The 22,039-nt window shown below is 58.1% G+C and carries 20 protein-coding genes; 13 read left to right on the top strand and 7 right to left on the bottom strand.

Going from position 1 to position 22,039, the window contains the following annotated elements:
* Positions 1–34 precede the first annotated feature (34 nt).
* From K8I84_RS10985 to phoU, 5 genes are all read left to right on the top strand, one after another.
* Entirely contained in the window at positions 35–1,078 is a 1,044-nt protein-coding gene (locus tag K8I84_RS10985) for a substrate-binding domain-containing protein (RefSeq protein ID WP_223794801.1), read from the top strand.
* Positions 1,079–1,215: 137 nt separating this feature from the next.
* On the top strand, positions 1,216–2,604 hold the full coding sequence (pstC, locus tag K8I84_RS10980; protein ID WP_223794800.1) for a phosphate ABC transporter permease subunit PstC: 1,389 nt from the start codon (positions 1,216–1,218) through the stop codon (positions 2,602–2,604).
* On the top strand, positions 2,597–3,871 hold the full coding sequence (gene pstA, locus K8I84_RS10975) for a phosphate ABC transporter permease PstA (RefSeq protein WP_223794799.1): 1,275 nt from the start codon (positions 2,597–2,599) through the stop codon (positions 3,869–3,871). The genes pstC and pstA overlap by 8 nt, the downstream gene beginning before the upstream one ends.
* An 11-nt stretch (positions 3,872–3,882) precedes the next feature.
* The gene (gene pstB, locus K8I84_RS10970) at positions 3,883–4,770 is read left to right on the top strand and encodes a phosphate ABC transporter ATP-binding protein PstB (protein ID WP_223794798.1); all 888 of its coding nucleotides are present in this window, start codon (positions 3,883–3,885) and stop codon (positions 4,768–4,770) included.
* A gap of 33 nt (positions 4,771–4,803) precedes the next feature.
* A complete protein-coding gene (gene phoU / locus K8I84_RS10965; RefSeq protein ID WP_223794797.1) occupies positions 4,804–5,526 on the top strand; it encodes a phosphate signaling complex protein PhoU in 723 nt (240 codons plus the stop codon).
* A 19-nt stretch (positions 5,527–5,545) separates the two neighbouring features.
* Here phoU and K8I84_RS10960 read toward each other — a convergent pair whose 3' ends face one another.
* From K8I84_RS10960 to mnmH, 5 genes are all read right to left on the bottom strand, one after another.
* Entirely contained in the window at positions 5,546–5,911 is a 366-nt protein-coding gene (locus K8I84_RS10960) for a histidine triad nucleotide-binding protein (RefSeq protein ID WP_223794796.1), read from the bottom strand.
* Between the two features lie 42 nt (positions 5,912–5,953).
* Positions 5,954–7,249: an FAD-dependent monooxygenase gene (locus tag K8I84_RS10955; protein WP_223794795.1), complete on the bottom strand. Its 1,296-nt coding sequence runs from the start codon at positions 7,247–7,249 to the stop codon at positions 5,954–5,956.
* Positions 7,250–7,329: 80 nt separating this feature from the next.
* Positions 7,330–7,884 carry an aminoacyl-tRNA deacylase gene (locus K8I84_RS10950; protein ID WP_223794794.1) on the bottom strand — a complete coding sequence of 185 codons (555 nt, stop codon included), beginning with the start codon at positions 7,882–7,884 and terminating at the stop codon, positions 7,330–7,332.
* A gap of 170 nt (positions 7,885–8,054) precedes the next feature.
* A complete protein-coding gene (locus K8I84_RS10945; RefSeq protein ID WP_223794793.1) occupies positions 8,055–8,888 on the bottom strand; it encodes a mechanosensitive ion channel family protein in 834 nt (277 codons plus the stop codon).
* A gap of 136 nt (positions 8,889–9,024) precedes the next feature.
* The gene (gene mnmH, locus K8I84_RS10940; RefSeq protein WP_223794792.1) at positions 9,025–10,128 is read right to left on the bottom strand and encodes a tRNA 2-selenouridine(34) synthase MnmH; all 1,104 of its coding nucleotides are present in this window, start codon (positions 10,126–10,128) and stop codon (positions 9,025–9,027) included.
* Between the two features lie 138 nt (positions 10,129–10,266).
* Between mnmH and K8I84_RS10935 the strand changes: the two genes are divergently transcribed.
* On the top strand, positions 10,267–10,920 hold the full coding sequence (locus K8I84_RS10935; protein WP_263283085.1) for a class I SAM-dependent methyltransferase: 654 nt from the start codon (positions 10,267–10,269) through the stop codon (positions 10,918–10,920).
* Between the two features lie 440 nt (positions 10,921–11,360).
* On the opposite strand, the gene K8I84_RS10930 is transcribed toward K8I84_RS10935, so the two are convergent.
* Positions 11,361–11,750, bottom strand: a complete 390-nt coding sequence (locus K8I84_RS10930; protein WP_223794790.1) for a VanZ family protein — start codon at positions 11,748–11,750, stop codon at positions 11,361–11,363.
* Positions 11,751–11,847: 97 nt separating this feature from the next.
* Between K8I84_RS10930 and cysZ the strand changes: the two genes are divergently transcribed.
* The 6 genes from cysZ to K8I84_RS10900 all read left to right on the top strand — a co-directional run bounded on the left by cysZ (position 11,848) and on the right by K8I84_RS10900 (position 19,904).
* On the top strand, positions 11,848–12,603 hold the full coding sequence (cysZ, locus tag K8I84_RS10925; RefSeq protein ID WP_223794789.1) for a sulfate transporter CysZ: 756 nt from the start codon (positions 11,848–11,850) through the stop codon (positions 12,601–12,603).
* Positions 12,604–12,614: 11 nt separating this feature from the next.
* Complete coding sequence (gene rapA, locus K8I84_RS10920) at positions 12,615–15,476, top strand: RNA polymerase-associated protein RapA (RefSeq protein WP_223794788.1); 2,862 nt, start codon at positions 12,615–12,617, stop codon at positions 15,474–15,476.
* 123 nt (positions 15,477–15,599) lie between these two features.
* Positions 15,600–18,050, top strand: a complete 2,451-nt coding sequence (locus K8I84_RS10915; RefSeq protein ID WP_223794787.1) for an acyl-CoA dehydrogenase — start codon at positions 15,600–15,602, stop codon at positions 18,048–18,050.
* A gap of 141 nt (positions 18,051–18,191) precedes the next feature.
* On the top strand, positions 18,192–18,572 hold the full coding sequence (gene crcB / locus K8I84_RS10910; RefSeq protein WP_223794979.1) for a fluoride efflux transporter CrcB: 381 nt from the start codon (positions 18,192–18,194) through the stop codon (positions 18,570–18,572).
* 250 nt (positions 18,573–18,822) lie between these two features.
* Positions 18,823–19,029: a cold-shock protein gene (locus K8I84_RS10905; RefSeq protein ID WP_223794786.1), complete on the top strand. Its 207-nt coding sequence runs from the start codon at positions 18,823–18,825 to the stop codon at positions 19,027–19,029.
* A gap of 176 nt (positions 19,030–19,205) precedes the next feature.
* Positions 19,206–19,904, top strand: coding sequence for a lysophospholipid acyltransferase family protein (locus tag K8I84_RS10900; RefSeq protein WP_223794785.1), 699 nt, complete (start codon positions 19,206–19,208; stop codon positions 19,902–19,904).
* A gap of 35 nt (positions 19,905–19,939) precedes the next feature.
* Here K8I84_RS10900 and K8I84_RS10895 read toward each other — a convergent pair whose 3' ends face one another.
* Positions 19,940–20,743 (bottom strand): dienelactone hydrolase family protein, encoded by an 804-nt coding sequence (locus tag K8I84_RS10895; protein ID WP_223794784.1) that lies wholly within the window; start codon positions 20,741–20,743, stop codon positions 19,940–19,942.
* A 163-nt stretch (positions 20,744–20,906) separates the two neighbouring features.
* Between K8I84_RS10895 and ald the strand changes: the two genes are divergently transcribed.
* Complete coding sequence (gene ald, locus K8I84_RS10890) at positions 20,907–22,025, top strand: alanine dehydrogenase (RefSeq protein ID WP_223794783.1); 1,119 nt, start codon at positions 20,907–20,909, stop codon at positions 22,023–22,025.
* The last annotated feature ends 14 nt before the right edge of the window (positions 22,026–22,039 follow it).

Below are 22,039 nucleotides of genomic sequence, written 5' to 3'. Positions count from 1 at the left end.
AACTGGGTTTTCCACACTGAACTGGAGGTTCAACGTGAACACACTGAAAAAAGCATTCGCCACCTTTGCCCTGGCTGGCTCTGTTGCCGGAGTCTCTGCGCCGGCCATGGCCCGCGATACCATCAGCATCGTGGGTTCCTCCACTGTTTACCCGTTCGCCACGGTGGTTGCTGAACGGTTTGGTACCAAGACCGATTTCCGGACTCCGAAGCTGGAATCCACCGGTTCCGGTGGTGGCATGAAGCTGTTCTGTCAGGGTATCGGTACCCAGCATCCGGACATCACCAATGCCTCTCGCCGGATGAAGGCCTCTGAATTTGATCTGTGCCAGAAGAACGGCGTAGCCGACATTACCGAGTTCCGTATTGGCTCCGACGGCATTGTGATTGCCAGCTCCAAAGAAGCAGAAAACCTTGAGCTCACCCTGGAACAGTTGTTCCTGGCCCTGGGTGCCAAGGTCCCGGTGAACGGCGAATGGGTGGTTAACCCAAACAAGAATTGGAGTGACGTTGATGCCAGTCTGCCCAACAAGCCGATTCGTGTCATGGGCCCGCCCCCGACGTCCGGCACACGTGACTCCTTCAATGAGTTGGCGCTTGCCGCTGGCTGTGACGCTCTGCCGGAAGCCAAGGGTCTGAACGAAGACCAGCACAAGACGATCTGCGAGAGTGTTCGTGAAGACGGCGCCTTCATTGAAGCCGGTGAAAACGACAACCTGATCGTGCAGAAGCTGATCGGTGATACCGGCATGTACGGTGTGTTCGGTTACAGCTTCCTGGAAGAGAACGTGGACCGTCTGCAGGCGGCCACGCTCAATGGCATGACCCCGACGGCCGAGGCCATCGCTAGCGATGATTACCCGGTCGCCCGCTCCCTGTTCTTCTATGTTAAGAAAGCCCATGTGGGCGTCATTCCCGGTATGCAGGACTTTGTCTCCGAATTCACCAGTAACGCGGCTATGGGGCGCAATGGTTACCTGAAAGATGTCGGCCTGATTGTGCCGCCCCGTGATCAGTTGATGAATCTGATGGATAAGGCAGAAACTATGCCGAATCTGACCAAGGAAGAGTTGATGTAATTACCGGCTCTACCGGTCAATCCGAGGGGTGCGGGCCAGTCAAACGGCCCGTGCCCTTTCGCTTATTTAAAACCATCCCATTAAAGCCTTATCGGGGATGGGAATTGAACACACAGAAGGTTTAGACAGGAAATTTCATGCAACCGGCAAACCTGCTCTTACTGACCGTCGTGCTGGCCATTGTTGCCTATGGCTTTGGCTATGCAAGGTCACGAACACTGGCCACGCCTCTAGGCGGTATACGCCACCTCAAGTCCTTGCCGTTTTATTACGGTGCGCGGGCATCCCTGTGGTGTGCGATCCCCGCGTTGGTTGTACTGGCGCTCTGGGCGGCCTTTCAGGGCAAAGTGATTCAGACCTTGGTGCTTGGCTCATTGCCTGCAGAACTGGCGCCAGGTAGCGCCGGGGAAGCCAGCCTGTTGCTGAGCAAAATCAGCAACGTAGCCAGCGGGGCATTGCCGGCGGGATTTGTAGAGGCGCCCATTGCTGAAGCCGCCGATCGGCTGGAAGCGCTGCGTGAACAGAGCCGGATGTTGATGACCGCGTTGGTGGTGTCGGTTGCCGTGCTGGCGGGTTTCCTCGGATGGCTGAAAATCCGACCGAAGTTGAACGCTCGGGTTCAGGTGGAATCGATTCTCAAATGGCTGTTCTTTTCCTGTGCCGCACTGGCCATCCTGACCACGGTTGGCATTATTTTCTCGGTCGCGTTCGAAACCTTCCGTTTCTTCGGTAAGGTGCCGTTCACCGAATTTTTCTTCGGCAGTCAGTGGAGCCCTCAAACGGCGCTGAGGGCTGACCAGGTTGCCGCCGAAGGGGCTTTCGGCATGATTCCCTTGTTCACCGGCACCCTGCTGATTTCTGCCATCGCCATGACCGTGGCCGTGCCGGTGGGCCTGATGTCGGCAATCTACCTGTCTGAATACGCGGGTAAGCGAGTGCGCGGGATCGTGAAACCCCTGCTGGAAATGCTCGCCGGTATTCCCACCGTGGTATACGGCTTCTTCGCCGCGCTTACCGTTGCGCCGTTTATCAGCGATCTGGCGGCCTCCATCGGTATTGAGGCGTCTTCCCAGAGTGCGCTGGCGGCCGGTGCAGTAATGGGCATCATGATCATTCCGTTTGTGTCGTCCCTGTCTGACGACGTGATCAACGCCGTGCCCCAGTCTTTGCGGGATGGCTCTTTGGCGCTGGGGGCTACCCAGTCTGAAACCATGAAGAAGGTAATCTTCCCGGCTGCGCTGCCCGGCATCATGGGGGGGATTCTGCTGGCGGTATCCCGGGCCATTGGTGAAACCATGATTGTGGTGATGGCTGCTGGCCTGGCGGCCAACCTGACGGCCAACCCACTGGAAACCGTAACCACGGTGACGGTGCAGATTGTCACCCTGCTGACCGGTGACCAGGAGTTCGACAGTGCCAAGACACTCGCAGCCTTTGCCCTGGGCGCGATGCTCTTCATTGCGACCCTGCTGCTCAACGTAATCGCCCTGAAAATTGTTCGTAAATATCGGGAACAGTATGACTGATCAACACTCACAGGCGGAACTCGTCCGCCAGTCACTGAAGGCGCGTTATCGCAAGGAACGTCGCTTCCGTGCTTACGGGATTATTGCCATCGCCATTGCACTGGCCGCCCTGGTAACCCTGTTCGCCGATATCATCGGCAAGGGCTACACCGGTTTCCAGAAAACCACGGTTACCCTGAACGTGGATCTGGATGGAGAGATCATGTACCTGGACGACGCCACGGATAAACGCCAGCTTAAAATGGCGGATTTCGTGGAACCCCTGGTTCTGGCCCTGATGAAGGAAATTCCAGATGCGACCGAAGCGGATCGGGATGCCATCAAGGACCTGATCAATCCCTACGCATCGGTGACTCTGCGGGAGGCGCTGGAAGCCAATCCAGGCTGGCTTGGAACCACACGCACCATGACCTTCCTCACCCATACCGATGTGGACGTTTACGTGAAGCACGCCGGTGATGAAGGTTACTCCATCAAACTCAATGACCAGCAAAAGGCCTGGGTGGATGAGCTTGAGAGCCGTGGCATTGTGGATACCTCGTTCAACGATGTGTTCTTCAGCGGCGGTGATTCCCGAGATCCCTCCAAAGCGGGCATTCTCGGCGCAGTGGTTGGCTCCCTGCTGACCATGTTCGTGACCCTGGCCCTGTCATTCCCCATTGGCGTGGCAGCCGCGATCTACCTGGAAGAGTTCGCGCCCCAGAACAAGTTCACTGATTTTATTGAGGTGAACATCAACAACCTGGCGGCGGTTCCGTCGATCATCTTCGGTCTGCTGGGTCTGGCGGTGTTTATCAACCTGTTTGGTATGCCACGGTCGGTGCCGGTGGTGGGTGGCCTGGTACTCACACTGATGACGCTTCCGACGATCATTATTTCCAGCCGGGCGGCCATCAAGAGTGTGCCGCCATCAATCCGGGAAGCGGCCGAGGGCATGGGCGCCTCCAAAATGCAGGTTGTCCTGCACCATGTGTTGCCCCTGGCGATGCCCGGCATGCTTACCGGTTCCATCATTGGCATGGCGCAGGCTCTTGGGGAAACCGCGCCGTTGCTGCTGATTGGTATGGTGGCCTTCATCGTGGATGTCCCGAACGGTTTCTTCGATTCCGCCACCGTGTTGCCCGTGCAGGTTTTTCTGTGGGCAGGCAGCCCGGAACTGGCCTTTATTGAACGAGCTTCAGCCGCCATTATGGTGTTGCTGGCTTTCCTGATTAGTATGAACGCATTAGCCATCTGGCTGCGCAAACGTCTCGAGCGCCGGTGGTAAGGAGAAGTCCCATGACAAATATGAATCAAACTGTTGCCCGTGAAACAGCCGATCAGGACACGCCGGTAGTTGCAGTGGAAGCAAGCAAGCCGGCCCATGGCTCTGTCGAGGAAGGCAAAACGGTTGGTAAGCCGTTCAGCGACAAAGCCAAGTTCAAGCTTCGCGATGTCGAGGTGTTCTATGGCGAAAACCGGGCGATTAAGAACATCAGCCTGGATATCGCCCGCAACGAGGTTATCGCCTTTATTGGTCCATCTGGTTGCGGTAAGTCCACTTTCCTGCGCTGCCTGAACCGGATGAATGACAGCATTGACAGCTGTCGCGTCACCGGCTCCCTGATGCTGGATGATATCGACATCTATGACCCAAAGCGGGATGTGGTTGAACTGCGCGCCCGTGTGGGCATGGTGTTCCAGAAGCCAAACCCATTCCCCAAGTCGATCTATGAGAACGTGGCCTACGGCCCGCGTATCCACGGCCTGGCGAACCGCAAGGCGGACCTGGACGAGATCGTTGAGAACAGCCTGCGCAAGGCGGGCCTTTGGGACGAGGTGAAGGATCGCCTGGATGCCACCGCCACCGGCATGTCGGGTGGTCAGCAGCAGCGTCTGTGCATTGCCCGTGCCATTGCCGTCAGCCCCGAGGTGGTGCTGATGGACGAACCCTGTTCGGCATTGGACCCGATCGCCACTGCCAAGGTGGAAGAGCTGATCGCGGAACTGTCTGAAAGCTACACCATTGTGATCGTTACCCACTCCATGCAGCAGGCCGCGCGGGTATCCCACCGTACTGCCTATTTCCATCTGGGTAATCTGGTGGAAGTGAATGAGACCAGTAAGGTCTTTACTTCGCCCGAGCACGAATTGACTGAATCCTACATCACCGGCCGCTTCGGTTGATGTCTGGGCAAAGCATTATTGGAGATCAAGGTTATGCCAGTGAATAAGGACAATGTGTACGGAGACCACATCTCTCACAAGTTCAACACCGAACTCATGGAGCTCAAGACCGAGTTCCTTGAGATGGGAGGTTTGGTTGAAGCGCAGGTCGACGGAGCTATCCATGCGCTGATTGAGGGAGATGCGCATGAAGCTGAAGAAATCCGCGCCCGGGATAAAATCGTCGACAAGATGGAAATGGACATCGACGAGGAAGCCACGCTGATCATCGCCCGTCGTCAGCCCACCGCCCGGGATCTTCGCCTGGTGATTTCCGTCATCAAGATGGTGGCGGATTTGGAGCGTGTCGGTGACGAGGCCAAGAAAATCGCCAAACTGGCCATCAAACTGTCGGAAGAGGGGCAGGCTCCTCGCGGTTATGTGGAAGTGCGCCACATTGGCCAGCATGTGAAAACCATGCTGCAGGATGCCCTCGACGCCTTTGCCCGCCTGGATTCAGAGCAGGCCCTGCGCATCATGAAGGAAGACAAGCGGGTGGATGAAGAGTATCAGGCCGCCACCCGGGCCTTGCTGACCTTCATGATGGAAGATCCCCGCAATATTTCCCGCTGCATGTCCGTGATGTGGGTGCTGCGGGCTCTCGAGCGGGTCGGCGATCATGCCTGTAACATTGCAGAAAACGTGATCTTCATGGTCAAAGGCGAAGACGTTCGCCATACCTCCGTTGAAGAGGCCGAGCGGGTGGTGGGGCGCTGAGCCCCACACCCTGACAGGATCAGGCCTGTTTCATTCGATCGGTGTAGGGCGGCCAGCCGAAGGGCTTGCCCGCCAGCACGTGCAGATGGATGTGGAACACGGTCTGGCCTGCATTCTCGCCACAGTTCATCACCGTGCGGTAGCCGTCCTCGGCAAAGCCCATCTCCCTGGCCAGCTTGCTGGCAACCCAGTACAGGTGCCCGACCAGTTCCCGGTCGCCTTCCTCTACGTCATTAATCGTGGCAATGCCTTTCTTGGGAATCACCAGGAAGTGCACGGGCGCCTGGGGATTGATGTCCTTGAACGCCAGGCTGATGTCATCCTCATAGATGATGTCGGCGGGAATCTCCCGGTTGATGATCTTGGTGAAAATCGTTTCTGACATGATGGCTCCTGAGTCGGTGACGTACGTGATGTAGCCGGCACACTAAAGCTGGTTCAGGCCGGGAATGCGATTCGCCAGCTGGGTCAGCACGGCTGGTAACTGGTCGTCGATGCCCATGGCGTAGCGCGCCACCCGGTTGCGGGCAAAGGGCAGAGCGCGAGCGGCGCCGAGGCCCAGGTTGCGCAGCAGGTGCACCGGCGGAATCCGGTTGCTGAACAGGTGGTAGAACAGATCCATGGTCAGCATCATCCGGTGGTTGGCCGGCCGGCGTTGCCGTTCATACTGAGCCAGTCGGTCGGGATCCGCCAGGTCCTGGTTGGCGCGCCGGGCCTCTTTGAGCACAGTCTGCAGGCATTGGGCATCCTGAAAGCCCAAGTTGACACCCTGGCCCGCCAATGGGTTGATGGTGTGAGCAGAGTCACCGGCCAGTACCACACGACCAGAGAAATAGCGTGAGGCATGCTGGCGGGCGATGGGGAAGCTGGCCTTGCTGTCCAGGTGGGTCAGTAACGGCAAAGTGGCAGGAAACGCCTTCTGGATGGTTGCCAGCAGTTCGCTGTCAGGCATCGCCTTCAGGCGGGCGAGTTGCTCCGGCGAGTCGTACCACACCAGTGAAGCCCAGCTTTCATCCGGATGTTCAGGGCCCGCGCTGTGCAGGGGCAGAAACGCTCGCGGACCGGAGGGATAAAACCCCTGCCAGGTAATGTCTTCCACCGGGCCCTGGTAACGCACGGACAACACCATGGCTTGCTGGGCGTATTGGTCACGGCTGACCCCGATGCCGGCCAGCTCACGGATCTTGGATTGCCCGCCATCAGCGCCAACCACCAGGTTCGCGTCAACTTGTGTTCCGTTATCCAGTGCCAGCGTGACCTTGTCCTGACGTTCCGTCAGTGCCGACACGCCGTGACCGGTAAAAAAGGTCACGCCGGCCGTTGCTCCGGCCACCTGCCAGAGTGCCTGCTGGGTGACCGCATTTTCCACGATGTGCCCGAGGTGGCTGGTACCCAGGCCGGTAGCATCAAACTCCACTTCCGTGAATTTGCGGGGAACGAGGCCGCTCAGTGGATGGGGGGTCTGGTCCCAGACGGCGAGGCGCCGATAGGGGGTGGCCCGCATGCCGGTTATCTGTGGCCAGGCGCCCAACTGTTGAAGGTAACGCTCTGAACCGGCGCTCAGAGCGGAGACGCGAATATCGGGAGCCGCGTCCGGTGCGAATTCTGGGGCTGGCGCGCGGTCGATCAGCGCAACCGTGAAGCCATCCTGTGCCAGGCCAGTGGCCAGCGCAGCGCCAACCATGCCTGCGCCAACCACCGCAATGTCATAAGCGTGTGTCATATCGGGTTCCTGTCTGGTGCCAACAGTTTACGCGATGGCAGCGCTCAGACAAACGGCCCGAAATTGCGTTCAGTCAAGGATCAGTAACCGGCGGCACCGGTCAGGCCCGTTTCCACATCGTCGGGCCGTCGTCGGCCCTTGGCGAGCCAGGCGGGTTTCTTCGCGCCCGGCTTCACGAAACCCTGATTAAGCACCATGGGTTGTACCAGATTCAAAAAATCCCCGGTCTTCATGTGCACGGATTCGGTGTGGGTTCCGGCGGCAAACGCCAGTTCCGGTTGTTCGGTCAGCACTTCGCTGCAATAGACCGACATGCCGAAGAGATTGCCGAAGGGAGGCATCGCACCCACCTCGCAATTGGGGAAGCGGTCTTTAAACTCCTGTTCGTCCGCCAGATCGACAAAGTCGGTATCCAGTGTGCGTGAGAGCCGGTCCCAGCGTACGCGCCAGGTAGCGGGCATGACCAGCATGGCCATCTTTCCATCCAGCTCGACGATGACCGTTTTGACGACGCGGTCTCCGGCAATCTGAACATGGTGGGCAAGTTCTTTTGCGGTAAAAGCGGGCGGGTGAGAGAGGCACATGTATTCGACGCCTGCCTCATCAAGGAACTTTTTTAACTGCTGTACCGGCATAGTGACAACCTCCTACCAGCAATGACAGCGTCACGGGGCCGGTCGTTGTTGGTTTGCAGGCCCCGACGGCCTGGCGGGGCCTCGTCCGCCCGCCATTCACCGTCAGCTTAGTTCGGGGTTGCGCAGTTTTCGAATGACTGGCTTTAAATTTGAGACATCAGTTCCGGTCATCATTCGGTCTTGAACAGGTGAACATCCCGTTGGGGGAAGGGAATTCTGATGCCTTCGGCGTCAAACGTTTTCTTCACGCTTTCCTGCATGGACCAGTAGAAGGGCCAGAGATCGGCCGATTTGGTCCATACCCGAACGGTCAGATCTACAGAACTCTCCCCCAGGCCGCCCACCACAATCACAGGCTCCGGCTCTTTCAGGGCTCGTTCGTCCTGATCAATCAGCCGCTGGATGATGGCTTTGGCGGCGTCGATATCGTCGCCATAGCCGATACCAAAGGTCAGGTCGCAGCGGCGGGTTTCGTAGGCACTGTTGTTGGTCAGGCTGGAATTGGCCAGTTGCCCGTTAGGGACAATGACGCGGCGATTATCGAAGGTGTCCATGATGGTGTAGAGGATGCTGATTTCGCGGACCGTTCCAACGTAGCCCTGGGCGTCGATCACATCTCCCACCTTGAACGGTTTGAAGATCAGGATCAGTACGCCGCCGGCAAAGTTGGCGAGACTGCCCTGCAGCGCCAGGCCCACGGCGAGGCCGGCGGCACCGACAATGGCGACAAACGAGGTGGTGGCAATCCCTACCATGGAGGCCACGGAAATCAGAAGCAGGACTTTCAGGATGGCGCTGACAAGGCCACACAGGAATTTATTCAGGGAAGGGTCTTTGTTGCTCAGCTTCGTGTCGAGAATCGCGACAAAGCGATTGATGATCCAGAGACCGATGATCAGGGTGACGATGGCCAGCAACACTTTCGGGGCGTAGGCCATCACCATTCTGACCGCCTGATCCATCCATTCTGAGGCGCGTCCGTCGGCGCCAAAAAGATCGTCCATTACCAGAACTCCTTGTTCTTGGGTTGTCACGGAAAGGTTGTATCAAAGCAAACAGCGTAAACGCCACCACTTTAGCCAAGGCGGTCAAAGCAGGCAAAGGAATAACTTGCCAAATCTGGTGGTGATTGGGGAATAATTACGCGCAACCGCTGTGGCTGGCCCAGTCCAACAGTTCCTCGGGCTCACCCCGCACCAGGATCCGGCCTTCTTTCTGGCCGAGCTGATAGTCGTACATGGGGTCGTAGTAGTCCTGGAGCAGCGCCTGAATCCACCGGTCGTGGCGGTCGGTCTCGCCACTGTCGTGCTGATGGTCCAGCGCGTCTTCCATCAGGTTCCGAAGATGCTGATGCCGTTCTCCGCCCAGTCGCTTGCGAATGCGATCCAGGGCGCTGAGCAGATAATCGCGGAAATTGATCCAGCCCGCCTGTTCGCCATCCCGGCCAAGGTAATCGGCGAGCATGCCCTCGACATAGTCTTCGCGAATAATCTGGATACGATCGGATAGCGGTCTTTCCAGAATCAGCAGTGGCGCTTCACCCATGCGATTCTTCAGGGTTTCTGGCAGGGCGCAACGGCCCACCAGACGGCTTTCGTCTTCCAGATAGATGGGACCACCAATGTGATGGTGTGCCTTGAGCATGGCCACAGCCAAACGATTCTCGAAATCAATCTGGGATGGCTGGGGCGTTACCTGGCGGCCAAAACTGGAACCCCGGTGGTTGGCCAGGCCTTCGAGGTCGACCGGATTGGGAAGCTGCTGGAGAACCCGGGTCTTGCCGGTGCCGGTTTTTCCGCTGAGCACCCGGAATTGCCCCTCCGCAATCTGGGCTTCCAGGCTGTCTATCAGAAACCGGCGCAGCGCTTTGTAGCCGCCCTTAACCAGCGGGTAATCAATGCCTGCTTCTTTGATCCATTGCTGGGTCAACCGGGAACGCAACCCTCCCCGGAAACAGAACAGGTAGCCCTCGGGGTGCTGGGCAGCAAAGCGTTTCCACGCTTCGAGACGCTGTGATTTGATGTCGCCGGATACCAGCTGGTGACCCAGCTCGATGGCCTGATCCTGCCCCTTTTCCTTGTAGCAGATGCCAACCCGGCGACGTTCCTCGTCGTTCATCAGAGGGGCGTTGATCGCGCACGGGAAACTGCCCTTGGTAAATTCCACGGGAGCTCGAACGTCCATCAGCGGGACATCGTTCAGGAACAGCGACAGGTAATCGTCAGTGTCAGGTCTGGTGGCCATTGGGGTATCTGATTGGTGAACGACAGCGGAGGCGGCAGTATACCGAAAATGCCATTCCAACGCTCACCGGCGCTGAATCCGGCGAGAGCCGCCGCTACAATAGCGGACAGGCCAATTACCGGGGTGGCAGGGGAGTCGATGGCGTTGGATTGTTTAGATCGTCACTTACAAAAAACACTGAGTCGTGGGCGGGTTGCCGTGTCCCGGCCGGCGGGATGCGAGCAGTTGCCGTTATACCTGTTCGACCCTTCGGTACTGGAAGGTCCATTAAGCCACGACGAAGCTCAGGCGGTTGTGGCCGAGCCGGCCTACTGGTCCTTCTGCTGGGCCAGCGGGCAGGTATTGGCGAGCTGGATTCTGGCCAATCCGCAGTGGGTGGCCGGCAAGCGAGTACTGGATTTCGGTGCCGGGTCCGGGGTTGTTTCGGTGGCGGCGGCAAAGGCAGGAGCCCGCGAGGTGATTGCCTGTGATCTCGATGAGGCAGCTCTGGATGCCGTGGCGGCCAATGCCGAACTGAATGGCGTGTCGGTGTCCTTGTGTCGGGATTGGGATGTGCGACCTGAGGATATTGAGGTAATTACCGCGGCGGATGTGCTCTACGATCCGGACAACCGGCCTCTGCTTCAGGTGTTCCGGTCAGCCGCGCCCCGGGTGTTGCTGGCGGATTCCCGGGTAAAGAACCTCGGCGATGAGGCCTACCGGCTGCTGACCACAGTGGAGGCTTGTACCTGGCCAGATCTGAACGAGTTCGAAGAGTTCAACCGGGTACGCGTTTATCTCGCGGGTGAGTAATGTCTGGCAGAAAAGAAAAGGGCAATCCAGTTGGATTGCCCTTCTTAAGCGGGTAGCGCGTTCCTGCGCCTGGCAACAACCTTGTCGCCGGTATCCCTGATCTTCCCTGATGCCGGCATCCTAGCCGGTCATCCGAAAAATTATCCCTAAGCGATTATTCCTTGTGTCCCTGCTTCTCCCTGCATTCCTTGCCGGGGTGCTTCCTAGCGTCTTCCTTTTCCCTGTCATCCCTGACGCTTTCAATATAGCAAGGGCTAGATTGCATGTGTGTGACAAAACGCCCTGTAACGGTTGGTAAAGAAAGCTGACATATTGTGTAACCCTTATTTACATGGAGTTACAGAGTGGTGTCGGATTTTTTTTCCACGTTTCGTACGACACGTATCAGGAACTTCTCACATGTTTGTGGGAAATATCGCACAAGATGAGTGGGGGATTTCCTACCCGTGCGATTCGGCATCCGTGGCGAACAGGCTGCGTGGCCACGGCAGCATTCCCAGCGCCACACCAGCAGCACCTGCCAGTAGATCCGATGTGGAAAAAACGCGGTAGGGCAGCGTTTCCTGCACGCCTTCGATGATCAGTCCAAAGGCCAGCAGCACCGGGGCATACAACAGCGGATGGGATTTGGGCCAGGCCAGCCGGATCAGGATGGTTAGTTCCAGAAAAGCCAGCAGGTGGATTAGTTTGTCGTGGCCCTGTGCCGGCATAAGGTAGGGCTTGCTGGTTGTGGCCAGGATCGCAATGGCCAGCACGGACAGAGCAAGCGCCGCTCGCCAGAGTGGACGGCAATTAAGAACATCAAGAACAAGCGCTTTTACTGGCACCATGGGGGAATCCCGCTACTGCTGGCTGGCTGTGTGAATAACACCAACATGATATGCTCTGCGCCCCGCCACTGTCATCGAAGGGGAGCGTAAGCCAAGTATGCTGAAAGGAAATTTTTTTCGTGGACTGGGTTACCTCGGCGAGGGATTTCGCCTGATTCGCCAGCCCGGCCTGCGCCTGTTTGTTATCATTCCTCTGGTTCTCAATATCGTTCTGTTTGGCCTGTTGTTCTATTTTCTCGCCGAACTGTTCACCGTCATGATTGCCGGCGCCATGGCCTGGCTGCCTGACTGGACGTGGTTACAAGCCCTGGATTGGCTGTTCTGGATACTGTACGGCGCCGTTATTCTGCTGATGCTTGCCTACGGTTTTGTCATTGTCGCGAATCTGATCGGCTCTCCTTTCTACGGCTATCTGGCAGAACTGACGGAAAAACACCTGACCGGAGAAGAGCTGAATACGGACGACAGCTGGCAGGCCATCGTGAAAGACATTCCCCGGGCCCTTGGTCGCGAAGTTCAGAAAATTCTCTATTACCTTCCGCGTGCACTGGGCCTTTTTATCATCGGCATCATTCCGGTGGTCAATCTTGTGGCTGCGGTGCTCTGGTTCCTGTTCAACAGTTGGATGATGGCTCTGCAGTATGTGGACTATCCTGCAGATAACCACAAGGTCAGTTTCAAGGGGCTGAGAGGCTTGCTGGGTGAAACGCGGTTGTCCGCCCTCGGGTTTGGGCTGCCGGTCGCCCTGGCGGCCATGGTTCCTTTGCTTAATCTTATTGTCGTGCCGGCTGCGGTGTGTGGCGGCACAGCTTACTGGGTGCGTGAAAAAGGCGCTGCCCGCAAGTCTGTCTGATCGGAGGTTACTTGGAAAAACTGGATTTTGTCATAGGTCAGCGTTGGGTCAGCCACAGCGATACCGGATTGGGGCTTGGTATCGTGACGGACATTTCTGGCCGCCGAGTCACGCTGGGTTTTCCTTCGGCCGACGAGGAGCGCACCTACGCGATTGATAACGCGCCGCTCTCTCGCATCATGTTTCAGGTTGGCGAGGAAATTGAAATCTATGACGGCAGCCGCTACGTGGTGCAGGCGGTCGAGGAAGCCGCTGGTGTGCTGATGTACGAGGCTGACGATGGTGAGCAGACGCACCAGATTTCCGAAGTGAAGTTGAGTGGCGCGGTCAATTTCTCGGCCCCCCACCAGCGCCTGTTTGCCGGCCAGTTCGATCGGAATGGGGCGTTCCGGCTTCGGGTGGCGACCATGCAGCATCTGGAGCGCCTGCGGGCCTCCTCGGCCCAGGGGCTGATCGGGGCGCGAACCCAGCATCTGCAGCACCAGATCTACATCGCCCATGAGGTGGCTAAGCGCCATGCGCCCCGGGTGCTGCTGGCGGATGAAGTGGGGCTTGGCAAAACCATCGAGGCCGGCCTCATCCTGCACTACCAGATTCATACGGGCCGGGCCAAGCGTGCCCTGATTGTGGTGCCTGATTCCCTGATTCACCAGTGGCTGGTGGAAATGCTCCGGCGGTTCAACCTGCGTTTCTCCATCATCGATCAGCAGCGCTACGAGGCTCTGGATGCGCAGAAAGACGATGTCGATGCGCTGGTCAGTCATATCTTCGGCGATGATGACGACGAAAACCCCTTCGAGTCCGAGCAACTGGTGTTGTGCAGCCTGGATTTTCTGACCAACAGCACCCGCGCCCAGAAACATGCCAGCGCAGCCGGGTGGGATCTGATGGTGGTAGACGAGGCCCATCACCTGGCCTGGAGTCCGCAAGATCCAAGCGTTGAATACCGTGTGGTTGAGGAACTGGCAGCGGAAAGCCAGGGGCTGCTGCTGTTAACAGCCACACCCGAGCAGGTTGGGGTGGCCAGCCATTTCGCCCGTCTCCGGTTGCTGGATCCGGCCCGCTTTCACGACCTGGAGGCGTTCCAGAAGCAAGAGCAGCAGTACGAAGCGATCAACCGGGTGGTCCGCCATCTGCAATCCGGCTCGTCTGAGCTGACGGCAGAGGATCGCAAGGCGCTGGAAGGCTGGTTGGGCGACGAACTGGATCAGTTGCTGGCGGGAGAGGCCCCGGAGCAGGCCATCATTGATGCATTGCTGGATCGGCATGGTACCGGGCGCGTACTGTTCCGGAATACCCGTGCGGCGATCCAGGGCTTTCCGAAACGAGAACCCAGGCCGGCTGCGATACCCTGTCCGGAGATGTATCGGCCCCACTCCTGGGGCGAAACCGGACTGGCGCCGGAGCAGGAAGTCACTGAAGACATGTGGCTGGCAGACGATCCCAGGGTTCCCTGGCTGGAGAAAACCCTTGCCTCACTGCGACCACAGAAGGTGGTGGTCATCTGTGCCCGGGCCGAGACGGCCATGGCACTGGAACACTACCTGCAGTTGCGGGCCGGTATTCGGAGCGCTGCCTTCCACGAACACCTGAGCCTGATTGAACGCGACCGCGCCGCAGCCTATTTCACCGACAGCGAACAGGGTGCCCAGGTGCTGATCTGTTCGGAAATCGGTAGCGAGGGCCGTAACTTCCAGTTTGCCCACCATCTGGTGCTGTTCGATCTGCCGGCTAACCCGGACCTGCTTGAGCAGCGCATCGGTCGCCTGGATCGTATTGGCCAGACCGAGACCATCAAGATACACATTCCGTACCTTAAGGGCACCGCGCAGGAAGTTCAGTACCGCTGGTTTGATGAAGGCCTGAACGCCTTTGCTGAAAGTTGTGCGGTTGGCGTCAGTGTGCAGGATAAGGTTCAGGACGACTGGCGGGCCGCCATTGATGGGGATTTATCCGCCGTGGACAGGCTGGTGTCCGAGTCTGCGGAGGAAACCGCTCGCCTGAAAGCCATGCTGCAGAAGGGCCGTGATGCCCTGATTGAATTGAATTCCTGCCGCCCGGAGGTGGCCCAGTCGCTGATTGAGGCGATTGAGACCGAGGAAGAATCCGCCCGGGTCCGTGACTACATGTTGGAAGCCTTTGACATTCTTGGCGTGGATGTCGAGGACCATGGCGAACATTCCGACGTGCTCAAGCCCGGCGAACAGTACCAGGCGGGACATGTGGCGGAACTGCCGGAAGACGGTATTACTGTTACCTGGGACCGTCAGGACGCCCTTGAGCGGGAGGACCTGGGCTTCATGAGCTGGGAGCACCCCATGGTGACCGGGGTGATGGACTCAGTCATCAGCAGTGGCCTGGGTAAGGCGGCGCTGGCGAATCTCAGTGTCAAGGCGTTGCCGCCCGGCACGTTGCTGCTGGAAGCCCTGTTCTCCGTCCACTGCCCGGCACCGGAAACGCTTCAGCTGACCCGTTACCTGCCGGTGTCGCCGCTGCGCCTGCTGGTGGATGTGACCGGCAAGGATCTGTCTGCGGCGTTACCCCATGGTCGCCTGAATGATCTGTGCTCCAACATCCGTCGCCGCACGGCCCAGGCCATCGTGCCGAAAATCCGTAGCCAGGTGGAAACCCTGGTAGGCCATGCAGAGACTCTGTCCCGGCCTCATCTGGAACCCCTGCGACAGAAAGCCCTGGAACAGGTGGAATCCCATTTCACGCCGGAAATCCGACGGCTGGAAGCCCTGCAGGCCGTGAACCCGGCCATCCGCGAGGAAGAGGTGAACTACTTCCGCGAGCAGCTGGCAGCGGCCCGGGATGCCATCGGCCATGCCACTCTGGCACTGGAAGGCATCCGCGTTATCGTGACCTCCTGATCAGTGTGAGCCGCTTGGCTCTCTGGTGATCGCTGGCTGTTCAGCTTTCATCTGATGCGGTACTGTTGGCGTACCAACTTTAGTCTTAATGTGTTTCCGAAATACGGGTGACAGAGAGAACCTATGATGACTTTCATTCTTTTTCTGGTGGCGCTGGCTGGTCTGCTGATCGTCATGCGCCGTGAGGCCGGAGCCATGCCGGCCATTGGTGTCATGGTCGCGGTGGGCATTGTGTCGTGGATCTTTGGCTCTGGATGGCTGACCCTGGTTCTGTTCCTGGGTGCCGGCGCAACGGCAGCAGCAGGCCTGCCAGGCTTCCGTCAGGGGTGGTTGACGCCGAAAATTTTCGCCATGTTCAAGAAGGTGGCGCCGAAGGTATCCGCCACTGAGAAAGTGGCCCTTGAGGCCGGCACTGTTGGATGGGATGGCGAGTTATTCACCGGGCAGCCCAACTGGCGCAGCCTGTTGTCCAACCGCCACGACGGCTTGCGGGAAGAAGAGCAGGCCTTCGTCGATAACCAGTGCACCGAGGCGATCTCCATGTGTAACGCATGGGACCTGGCCATCGAGCGTGCTGATCTGCCCAAGGAACTGTGGGATTTTCTGAAGAAAGAGAAGTTCTTCGGCATGATCATCCCCAAGGAATTTGGCGGGCTGGGCTTCTCTGCCAAGGCACAGACAGCTGTGCTCCAAAAACTGGCCGCCAACGAAATGCTGATGGTGTCCGTGGGTGTGCCCAACTCACTCGGCCCGGGCGAGTTGCTGGTCAAGTACGGTACCGATGAGCAGAAGAACCATTACCTGCCGCGTCTGGCCGACGGGCGTGACATTCCCTGTTTTGGCCTGACTGGCCCGCGGGCTGGCTCCGATGCGACTTCCATTCCGGATACCGGCATCGTGTGCAAGGGCAAGTTCAATGGCAAGGAAGTCGTTGGTATCAAGCTCAACTTCGAAAAACGCTGGATCACCCTGGCGCCGATTGCCACGGTGGTTGGACTGGCGTTCCGGATGTTTGATCCGGACGGCCTCCTGGGCAAAGAGAAAGACATCGGCATCACCTGTGCCCTGATCCCCCGGGATACCAAGGGCATGGAGATCGGCCGCCGTCATTGCCCGATCGGCCAGCCGTTCATGAACGGCCCGATCAAGGGCAAGGACGTGTTCATCCCGCTGGACTACATCATCGGTGGGCAGGATATGGCGGGCGAAGGCTGGCGTATGCTGGTTGAGTGCCTGTCGGTGGGTCGCTGCATTACGCTGCCATCCGGCGCGGCCGGCATTGCAGCCTATACAGCGGGCACTTCGGGTGGCTTCACCCGGGTTCGCCGCCAGTTCAATACGCCGGTGGCCGACATGGAGGGCGTGCAGGAGCCACTGGCTCGTATTGCGGGCAAAACCTACATCGCCCAGTCCGCGGTCAATCACACCGCGAACATGATTGATCAGGGTGAGAAGCCGGCAGTGCCGTCTGCGATCCTGAAATACCATTTGACCGAGTTCCAGCGTGACGTGCTCACGGACGCCATGGATGTCCATGGTGGCAAGGCGGTTACCCTGGGTCCCCGCAACTACCTGGGCACCAGCTTCAGTGGTGCGGCGGTGTCCATCACCGTTGAGGGTGCCAACATCATGACCCGCAGCCTGATGATCTTCGGTCAGGGTGCAATCCGATGCCATCCCTATGTGCTTAAGGAACTGGCCGCCAAAGATGCGGATGACATCCAGGCATTCGACAAGGCCTTCTTCGGCCATGCCGGCCTGATCTTCGGCAACGCCGCCCGTTCCTTCACCCAGGCACTGGGTCTGGGGCGTGCGGAGGTTCCGTTTGACAGTGCCAGCCGTCGATATGCTCAGGCGCTGTCCCGCTTCAGTGCGGCCTTTGGCCTCTGCTCGGATGCCGCCATGACGACGCTGGGCAGTGAACTGAAAATGCGCGAGCTGATCTCTGCACGCTTGGGCGATATGCTGTCGAACCTGTATCTGGGTTCGATGGTGTTGAAGAACTGGCATGAGGGGCAGCCGGCTCAGGGTGAGCGCGAGCTTATGGAGTACAGCATGACGCTGTTGCTGAACCGTATTGAGCGGGCCCTGGATGAGTTCCTGAACAACATGCCAAACCGTGCAGTAGCTCTGGTGCTTCGGGGCATCACGTTGCCTCTTGGGCGCCGTTGGCATGAGCCGGCTGACGATCTGACCCGCAAGATCGCCCGTGCGGTCTCCACCGATACGCCCATCCGCTCCAAGCTGTTGGCGGGCGTGTGGACGACCGAAGGTGCGGGTGGCATTGAAAACCCGCTGGCACAGTACAATGGTCTGCTTAAAGATTACGACCGGGCCGAAAAGCTGTATCGCAAGGTCACCAAAGCTTACGCCAAGGGTGAACTGCCAATGACCGCGCTGCACCCTGAGGATCGCTTCGAGGCGGCTCTGGAAGCAGATGTGTTCAGCAAGGAAGAGGCTGAGTTCATGCGCAAGTACGAGGCGGTGGTGCTTGAAATGCTGACCGTGGACGACTTTGCCTTTGATGAGTTCGCCAGTAACAAGAAAGCGGTCATCAAACACAACGCAGCCTGATGGCAAGGCATTGAAAGTCAGTGGAGGGGCACCGATCGGTGCCCCTCTTTTTTTGGTCTTAACTTGTTGGTTTTATGTCGGCATACTGAAATCTGGTTGCCGCCCGGCGGTGCAGTTTCAACGTGAATGGATATCAGACGCATGTGGCTTTCCGTATTGGCGGTGAGTGCCGGAGCGGTCATAGGTGCCAATCTGCGGTGGGCGCTGGGACTCTGGCTGAACAGCAATTACCACCCGATTCCCCTGGGTACTCTGGTGGCCAACCTGGCCGGCGGCTGGTTTGTTGGCTTTTTGATCGGGTACTTCAGCACGGGTAGCAGCCTCTCTCCGGAGTGGCGGCTGTTCGCCATCACCGGCCTGTGCGGGGCGCTGACGACGTTCTCGACCTTTTCACTGGAAATGTTTTCCGCCCTTCAGGAAGGCAAGTGGGGAATGGCGCTGGCCGGTGTTCTGGCTCACGTGGTTGGCTCGCTGATTATGACGGCTCTTGGTCTGTACAGCTATGGTCTGTTGAGGACCTAGAGGCCTCCCTGTCGTGGGTACGAGTACGTACTTAAATTATTGAAATATCTCTTGGCATCACTTTGGTTCAGGAGTAGAGTGGCTCGGTAAGGAAAGATTCGTAATGCAATTCATGAATAAGGCGTACTTCCGCAGTTAGTAGTGACCGTCCCTGTTTTTGATTCCGCGATTTCAGTTTTTCCCTACCCCCGGTCTGAGCCATGAAGGCGTCAGGCTATAGATTATGTGATTGATTTCAGGAAAATTAAGTATGTCTACTACTACCGGCACCGTTAAGTTCTTCAACGAATCAAAAGGCTTTGGTTTCATTACTCGTGAAGGCGGCCCGGACGTATTCGTTCACTACAGCGCTATTCAAGGTAGCGGCTTCAAGACTCTGGCAGAAGGCCAGCAGGTTGAATTCACTATTACCCAGGGCCAGAAAGGTCCTCAGGCGGAGAACGTTGTTGCGCTGTAATTCCTAATGGATTACAGGCAGTAACCGCTTGAAAAAAGGCAGCTTCGGCTGCCTTTTTTAATGCCTGTCTTTTGGCATGTTGTCGGTTGTGCCGCTTTATATTTCCTGTGTAAGCTCTGAGCAAGCTTGTTACCGTGTAGCTTGCTTACGTTGTCGAGAGTTGCAGGAATCTCTTCATGCTGAATCTGCTAAAAGCGGTGTGGATTTGTAGCTGGGCTGTCGTGCTCACGCTTGCGCTGTTTGGTCCGATTGTTGTCGCGGCCTTGCTGGGCAAACGTGGCGACGCCGCCTTTCACGGAACTCAGGTTTTTGCCTGGTGTATTTTGAAGGTGTGCGGCATCCGGCTGCGGGTTACCGGCAAGGAGCACATCCAGCCTGACCAGAAATACGTTATCTTGAGCAACCATGCCTCCTACTTCGACCCGCCCGCGCTGGTGTTGTCGCTTGGGCTGCAATATCGCTGGGTCATCAAAAAGGAACTTCGCAAGGTGCCTCTGTTCGGGCTGGCACTGGAGACATCACGAAATCTGTTTATTGACCGCTCGAAGGGCAGTGACGCCCTGGAGAGTATCAAAAACGGCGTCGCTCAGTTGCCGGATGGCACCAGTATCCTGATGTTCCCCGAAGGCACCCGATCCTGGGACGGAGAGCTTCTGCCGTTCAAACCGGGCGGTTTTGTGATCGCCGGTCAGAGCGGATTGCCGATTCTGCCGGTCACCGTCAGAGGTTCCCACGACCGCTTGCCGAAAGGGCACGCGGCGTTCAGCCCCGGTGTTATCGACATTGTGATTCACCCGCCGGTGGTTGTGGGGGACGAGCCAATCGAGCCCCTCATGAAAGCGGTGCGGGACACCATTGGCTCTGCCTTGTCGTAAGGAAATCCTGGCCGGGGGACGGCCAGGGTCGGTGCTTACTGACTGAATATGGCGTTGTAGAAATCCAGTGTGCCTTGCCAGGAGCGCATGGCGGCATTTTTGTCGTAGCCAATGGGCAGGCCAAACTGTTCGGCAATCTTGTCGGCTCCGGGGTTGGTGAACGAGTGTAAAGCGTCCGGGAAGGTGACCAGGGTCAGGTCCACGCCGGCCAGTTGCATTTCCTCCACCAGTCCGGCTACCTGTTCGGGCGGCACCATCTGGTCTGCGCCCCCGGTGTACACCTGAACCCGGGCTTTGACCTTGTCCGGTTCCGCCTTGATCGGGCTGGCCAGTGAGCCGTGATAGCTGACCACGCCGTCCAGATCCACACCGCTACGGGCCATATTCAGCACCACTGCGCCACCAAAGCAATATCCCTGGGCGGCAATCTTGCTGCCATCGACGGTGTCATGTTCTTCGAGCAGGCCTTTGGCCGCGAGGAAGCGCTCCTTGAGTTGTTCGAAGTTGCTCGTGGCTTCCTGCATGAACTGCTTGGCCGTATCCGGATGCTCCGCGAGCTTGCCCTTGCCGTACATGTCCAGTGCAAAGGCGGTATAGCCCTCTTTGGCCAGCTTCTTGGCCTGCTCCCGAACAAACTCGTTGTGCCCCCACCACTCGTGGACTAACAGTATGCCGGGACGCTTGCCGTCAAACTCGTCATCCCAGGCCATGAATCCCGAGAAGGTTTCATCGCCGATCCGGTATTCGATGGTCTCGGTTTTCATGGCTGCCGTTGCCTGTTGGCCGATCAATGCCATAGCCAGGGTTGCGGCGGAGGCAAGTGCTGTAAGTCTCGTCATGATCCTGCTCCTTGTGATTCATCCTGTTTGCGAGAGTCTGATACGAGCAAAAGGGCGCATCCGATGCCCGGACCTCTGCCCATTCAGGAGGGCTTCGATGTTGTGCCTTTTGACTACAATTGAGGCTCAGGTACACGAATTTGTCGAATCCTGGAGGTGAGCCATGAAAATTGGGGTGCCGAAAGAGATCAAGAATCACGAATACCGGGTGGGCATGACGCCAGCGGCTGTGCATGAACTGGTGGGTCAGGGGCACGAGGTATTCGTCGAGGCAAACGCAGGCAATGCGATTGGCTTTACCGACGAAGACTACCAGCAGGCAGGCGCCTGCCTGCTGGATACCGCGAGTGAGGTGTTTGATGCGGCGGAAATGATCGTCAAGGTCAAAGAACCGCAAGCTGAAGAACGGGCCCGATTGACTGCCGGTCAGACACTGTTCACCTACCTGCATCTGGCGCCGGACAAGCCCCAAACCGATGACCTGGTGGCTTCCAGGGCAACCTGCATTGCCTATGAAACCGTGACCGACCGTTGGGGGCGGCTGCCCCTGCTGGCCCCTATGTCCGAGGTGGCTGGCCGAATGTCGATCCAGGCGGGTGCCCACTGCCTCGAACGGTCCGTGGGTGGCCGCGGTGTTCTGCTCGGTGGTGTGCCGGGGGTCGAGGCCGCCCATGTCACCATTGTGGGTGGAGGCGTAGTTGGCCAGAACGCCCTGGCGATGGCGGTGGGAATGGGCGCCCAGGTGACAGTACTGGATCGTGATATGGAGGTTCTGCGCAGCCTCGACCACCGCTATGGCAACCGGATCGCGACTCTGTTTTCCACCGCGCATACGCTGGATCAGGCCGTCACCCGATCGGACCTGGTCATAGGCAGTGTGCTGATTCCGGGCGCGTCGGCCCCCAAGTTGATTACTCGGGACATGATCAGTCGGATGCCGGAGGGCAGTGTGCTGGTGGATGTGGCCATCGATCAGGGTGGTTGTGCGGAAACCTCGAAACCGACCACTCATGCAGATCCCACCTATATTGTTGATGGCGTGGTACATTACTGCGTTGCGAATATGCCCGGGGCTGTCGCCAGAACCTCGACCCTGGCTCTGAACAATGTGACCTTGCCGTTTATATCAGCCATTGCCAACAAGGGCGCCGATCAGGCGATGAAAGATGATCCGCATCTGCTCGCCGGTCTGAACGTCTACGATGGCAAGGTCACCTATCGGGAAGTGGCTGAGGCCACCGGGCATTCGTACACCAACCCGGCATCCCTGCTGGGAATATAAGCTGTAATCCACTG

The sequence above is a fragment of the Marinobacter sp. F4216 genome, from assembly GCF_019931195.1.
GTDB lineage: Bacteria > Pseudomonadota > Gammaproteobacteria > Pseudomonadales > Oleiphilaceae > Marinobacter > Marinobacter suaedae.
Note: the sequence above shows the minus strand (reverse complement) of the source record. Positions and strands in the feature narration are given on the sequence as shown.

Bases quoted from the DNA above. Each gene is read 5' to 3' on its own strand.
- pstC (WP_223794800.1), top strand. From the start codon at position 1,216: ATGCAACCGGCAAACCTGCTCTTACTGACCGTCGTGCTGGCCATTGTT.
- pstA (WP_223794799.1), top strand. From the start codon at position 2,597: ATGACTGATCAACACTCACAGGCGGAACTCGTCCGCCAGTCACTGAAG.
- pstB (WP_223794798.1), top strand. From the start codon at position 3,883: ATGACAAATATGAATCAAACTGTTGCCCGTGAAACAGCCGATCAGGAC.
- phoU (WP_223794797.1), top strand. From the start codon at position 4,804: ATGCCAGTGAATAAGGACAATGTGTACGGAGACCACATCTCTCACAAG.
- K8I84_RS10960 (WP_223794796.1), bottom strand. From the start codon at position 5,911: ATGTCAGAAACGATTTTCACCAAGATCATCAACCGGGAGATTCCCGCC.
- K8I84_RS10955 (WP_223794795.1), bottom strand. From the start codon at position 7,249: ATGACACACGCTTATGACATTGCGGTGGTTGGCGCAGGCATGGTTGGC.
- K8I84_RS10950 (WP_223794794.1), bottom strand. From the start codon at position 7,884: ATGCCGGTACAGCAGTTAAAAAAGTTCCTTGATGAGGCAGGCGTCGAA.
- K8I84_RS10945 (WP_223794793.1), bottom strand. From the start codon at position 8,888: ATGGACGATCTTTTTGGCGCCGACGGACGCGCCTCAGAATGGATGGAT.
- mnmH (WP_223794792.1), bottom strand. From the start codon at position 10,128: ATGGCCACCAGACCTGACACTGACGATTACCTGTCGCTGTTCCTGAAC.
- K8I84_RS10935 (WP_263283085.1), top strand. From the start codon at position 10,267: ATGGCGTTGGATTGTTTAGATCGTCACTTACAAAAAACACTGAGTCGT.
- K8I84_RS10930 (WP_223794790.1), bottom strand. From the start codon at position 11,750: ATGGTGCCAGTAAAAGCGCTTGTTCTTGATGTTCTTAATTGCCGTCCA.
- cysZ (WP_223794789.1), top strand. From the start codon at position 11,848: ATGCTGAAAGGAAATTTTTTTCGTGGACTGGGTTACCTCGGCGAGGGA.
- K8I84_RS10915 (WP_223794787.1), top strand. From the start codon at position 15,600: ATGATGACTTTCATTCTTTTTCTGGTGGCGCTGGCTGGTCTGCTGATC.
- crcB (WP_223794979.1), top strand. From the start codon at position 18,192: ATGTGGCTTTCCGTATTGGCGGTGAGTGCCGGAGCGGTCATAGGTGCC.
- K8I84_RS10905 (WP_223794786.1), top strand. From the start codon at position 18,823: ATGTCTACTACTACCGGCACCGTTAAGTTCTTCAACGAATCAAAAGGC.
- K8I84_RS10900 (WP_223794785.1), top strand. From the start codon at position 19,206: ATGCTGAATCTGCTAAAAGCGGTGTGGATTTGTAGCTGGGCTGTCGTG.
- K8I84_RS10895 (WP_223794784.1), bottom strand. From the start codon at position 20,743: ATGACGAGACTTACAGCACTTGCCTCCGCCGCAACCCTGGCTATGGCA.
- ald (WP_223794783.1), top strand. From the start codon at position 20,907: ATGAAAATTGGGGTGCCGAAAGAGATCAAGAATCACGAATACCGGGTG.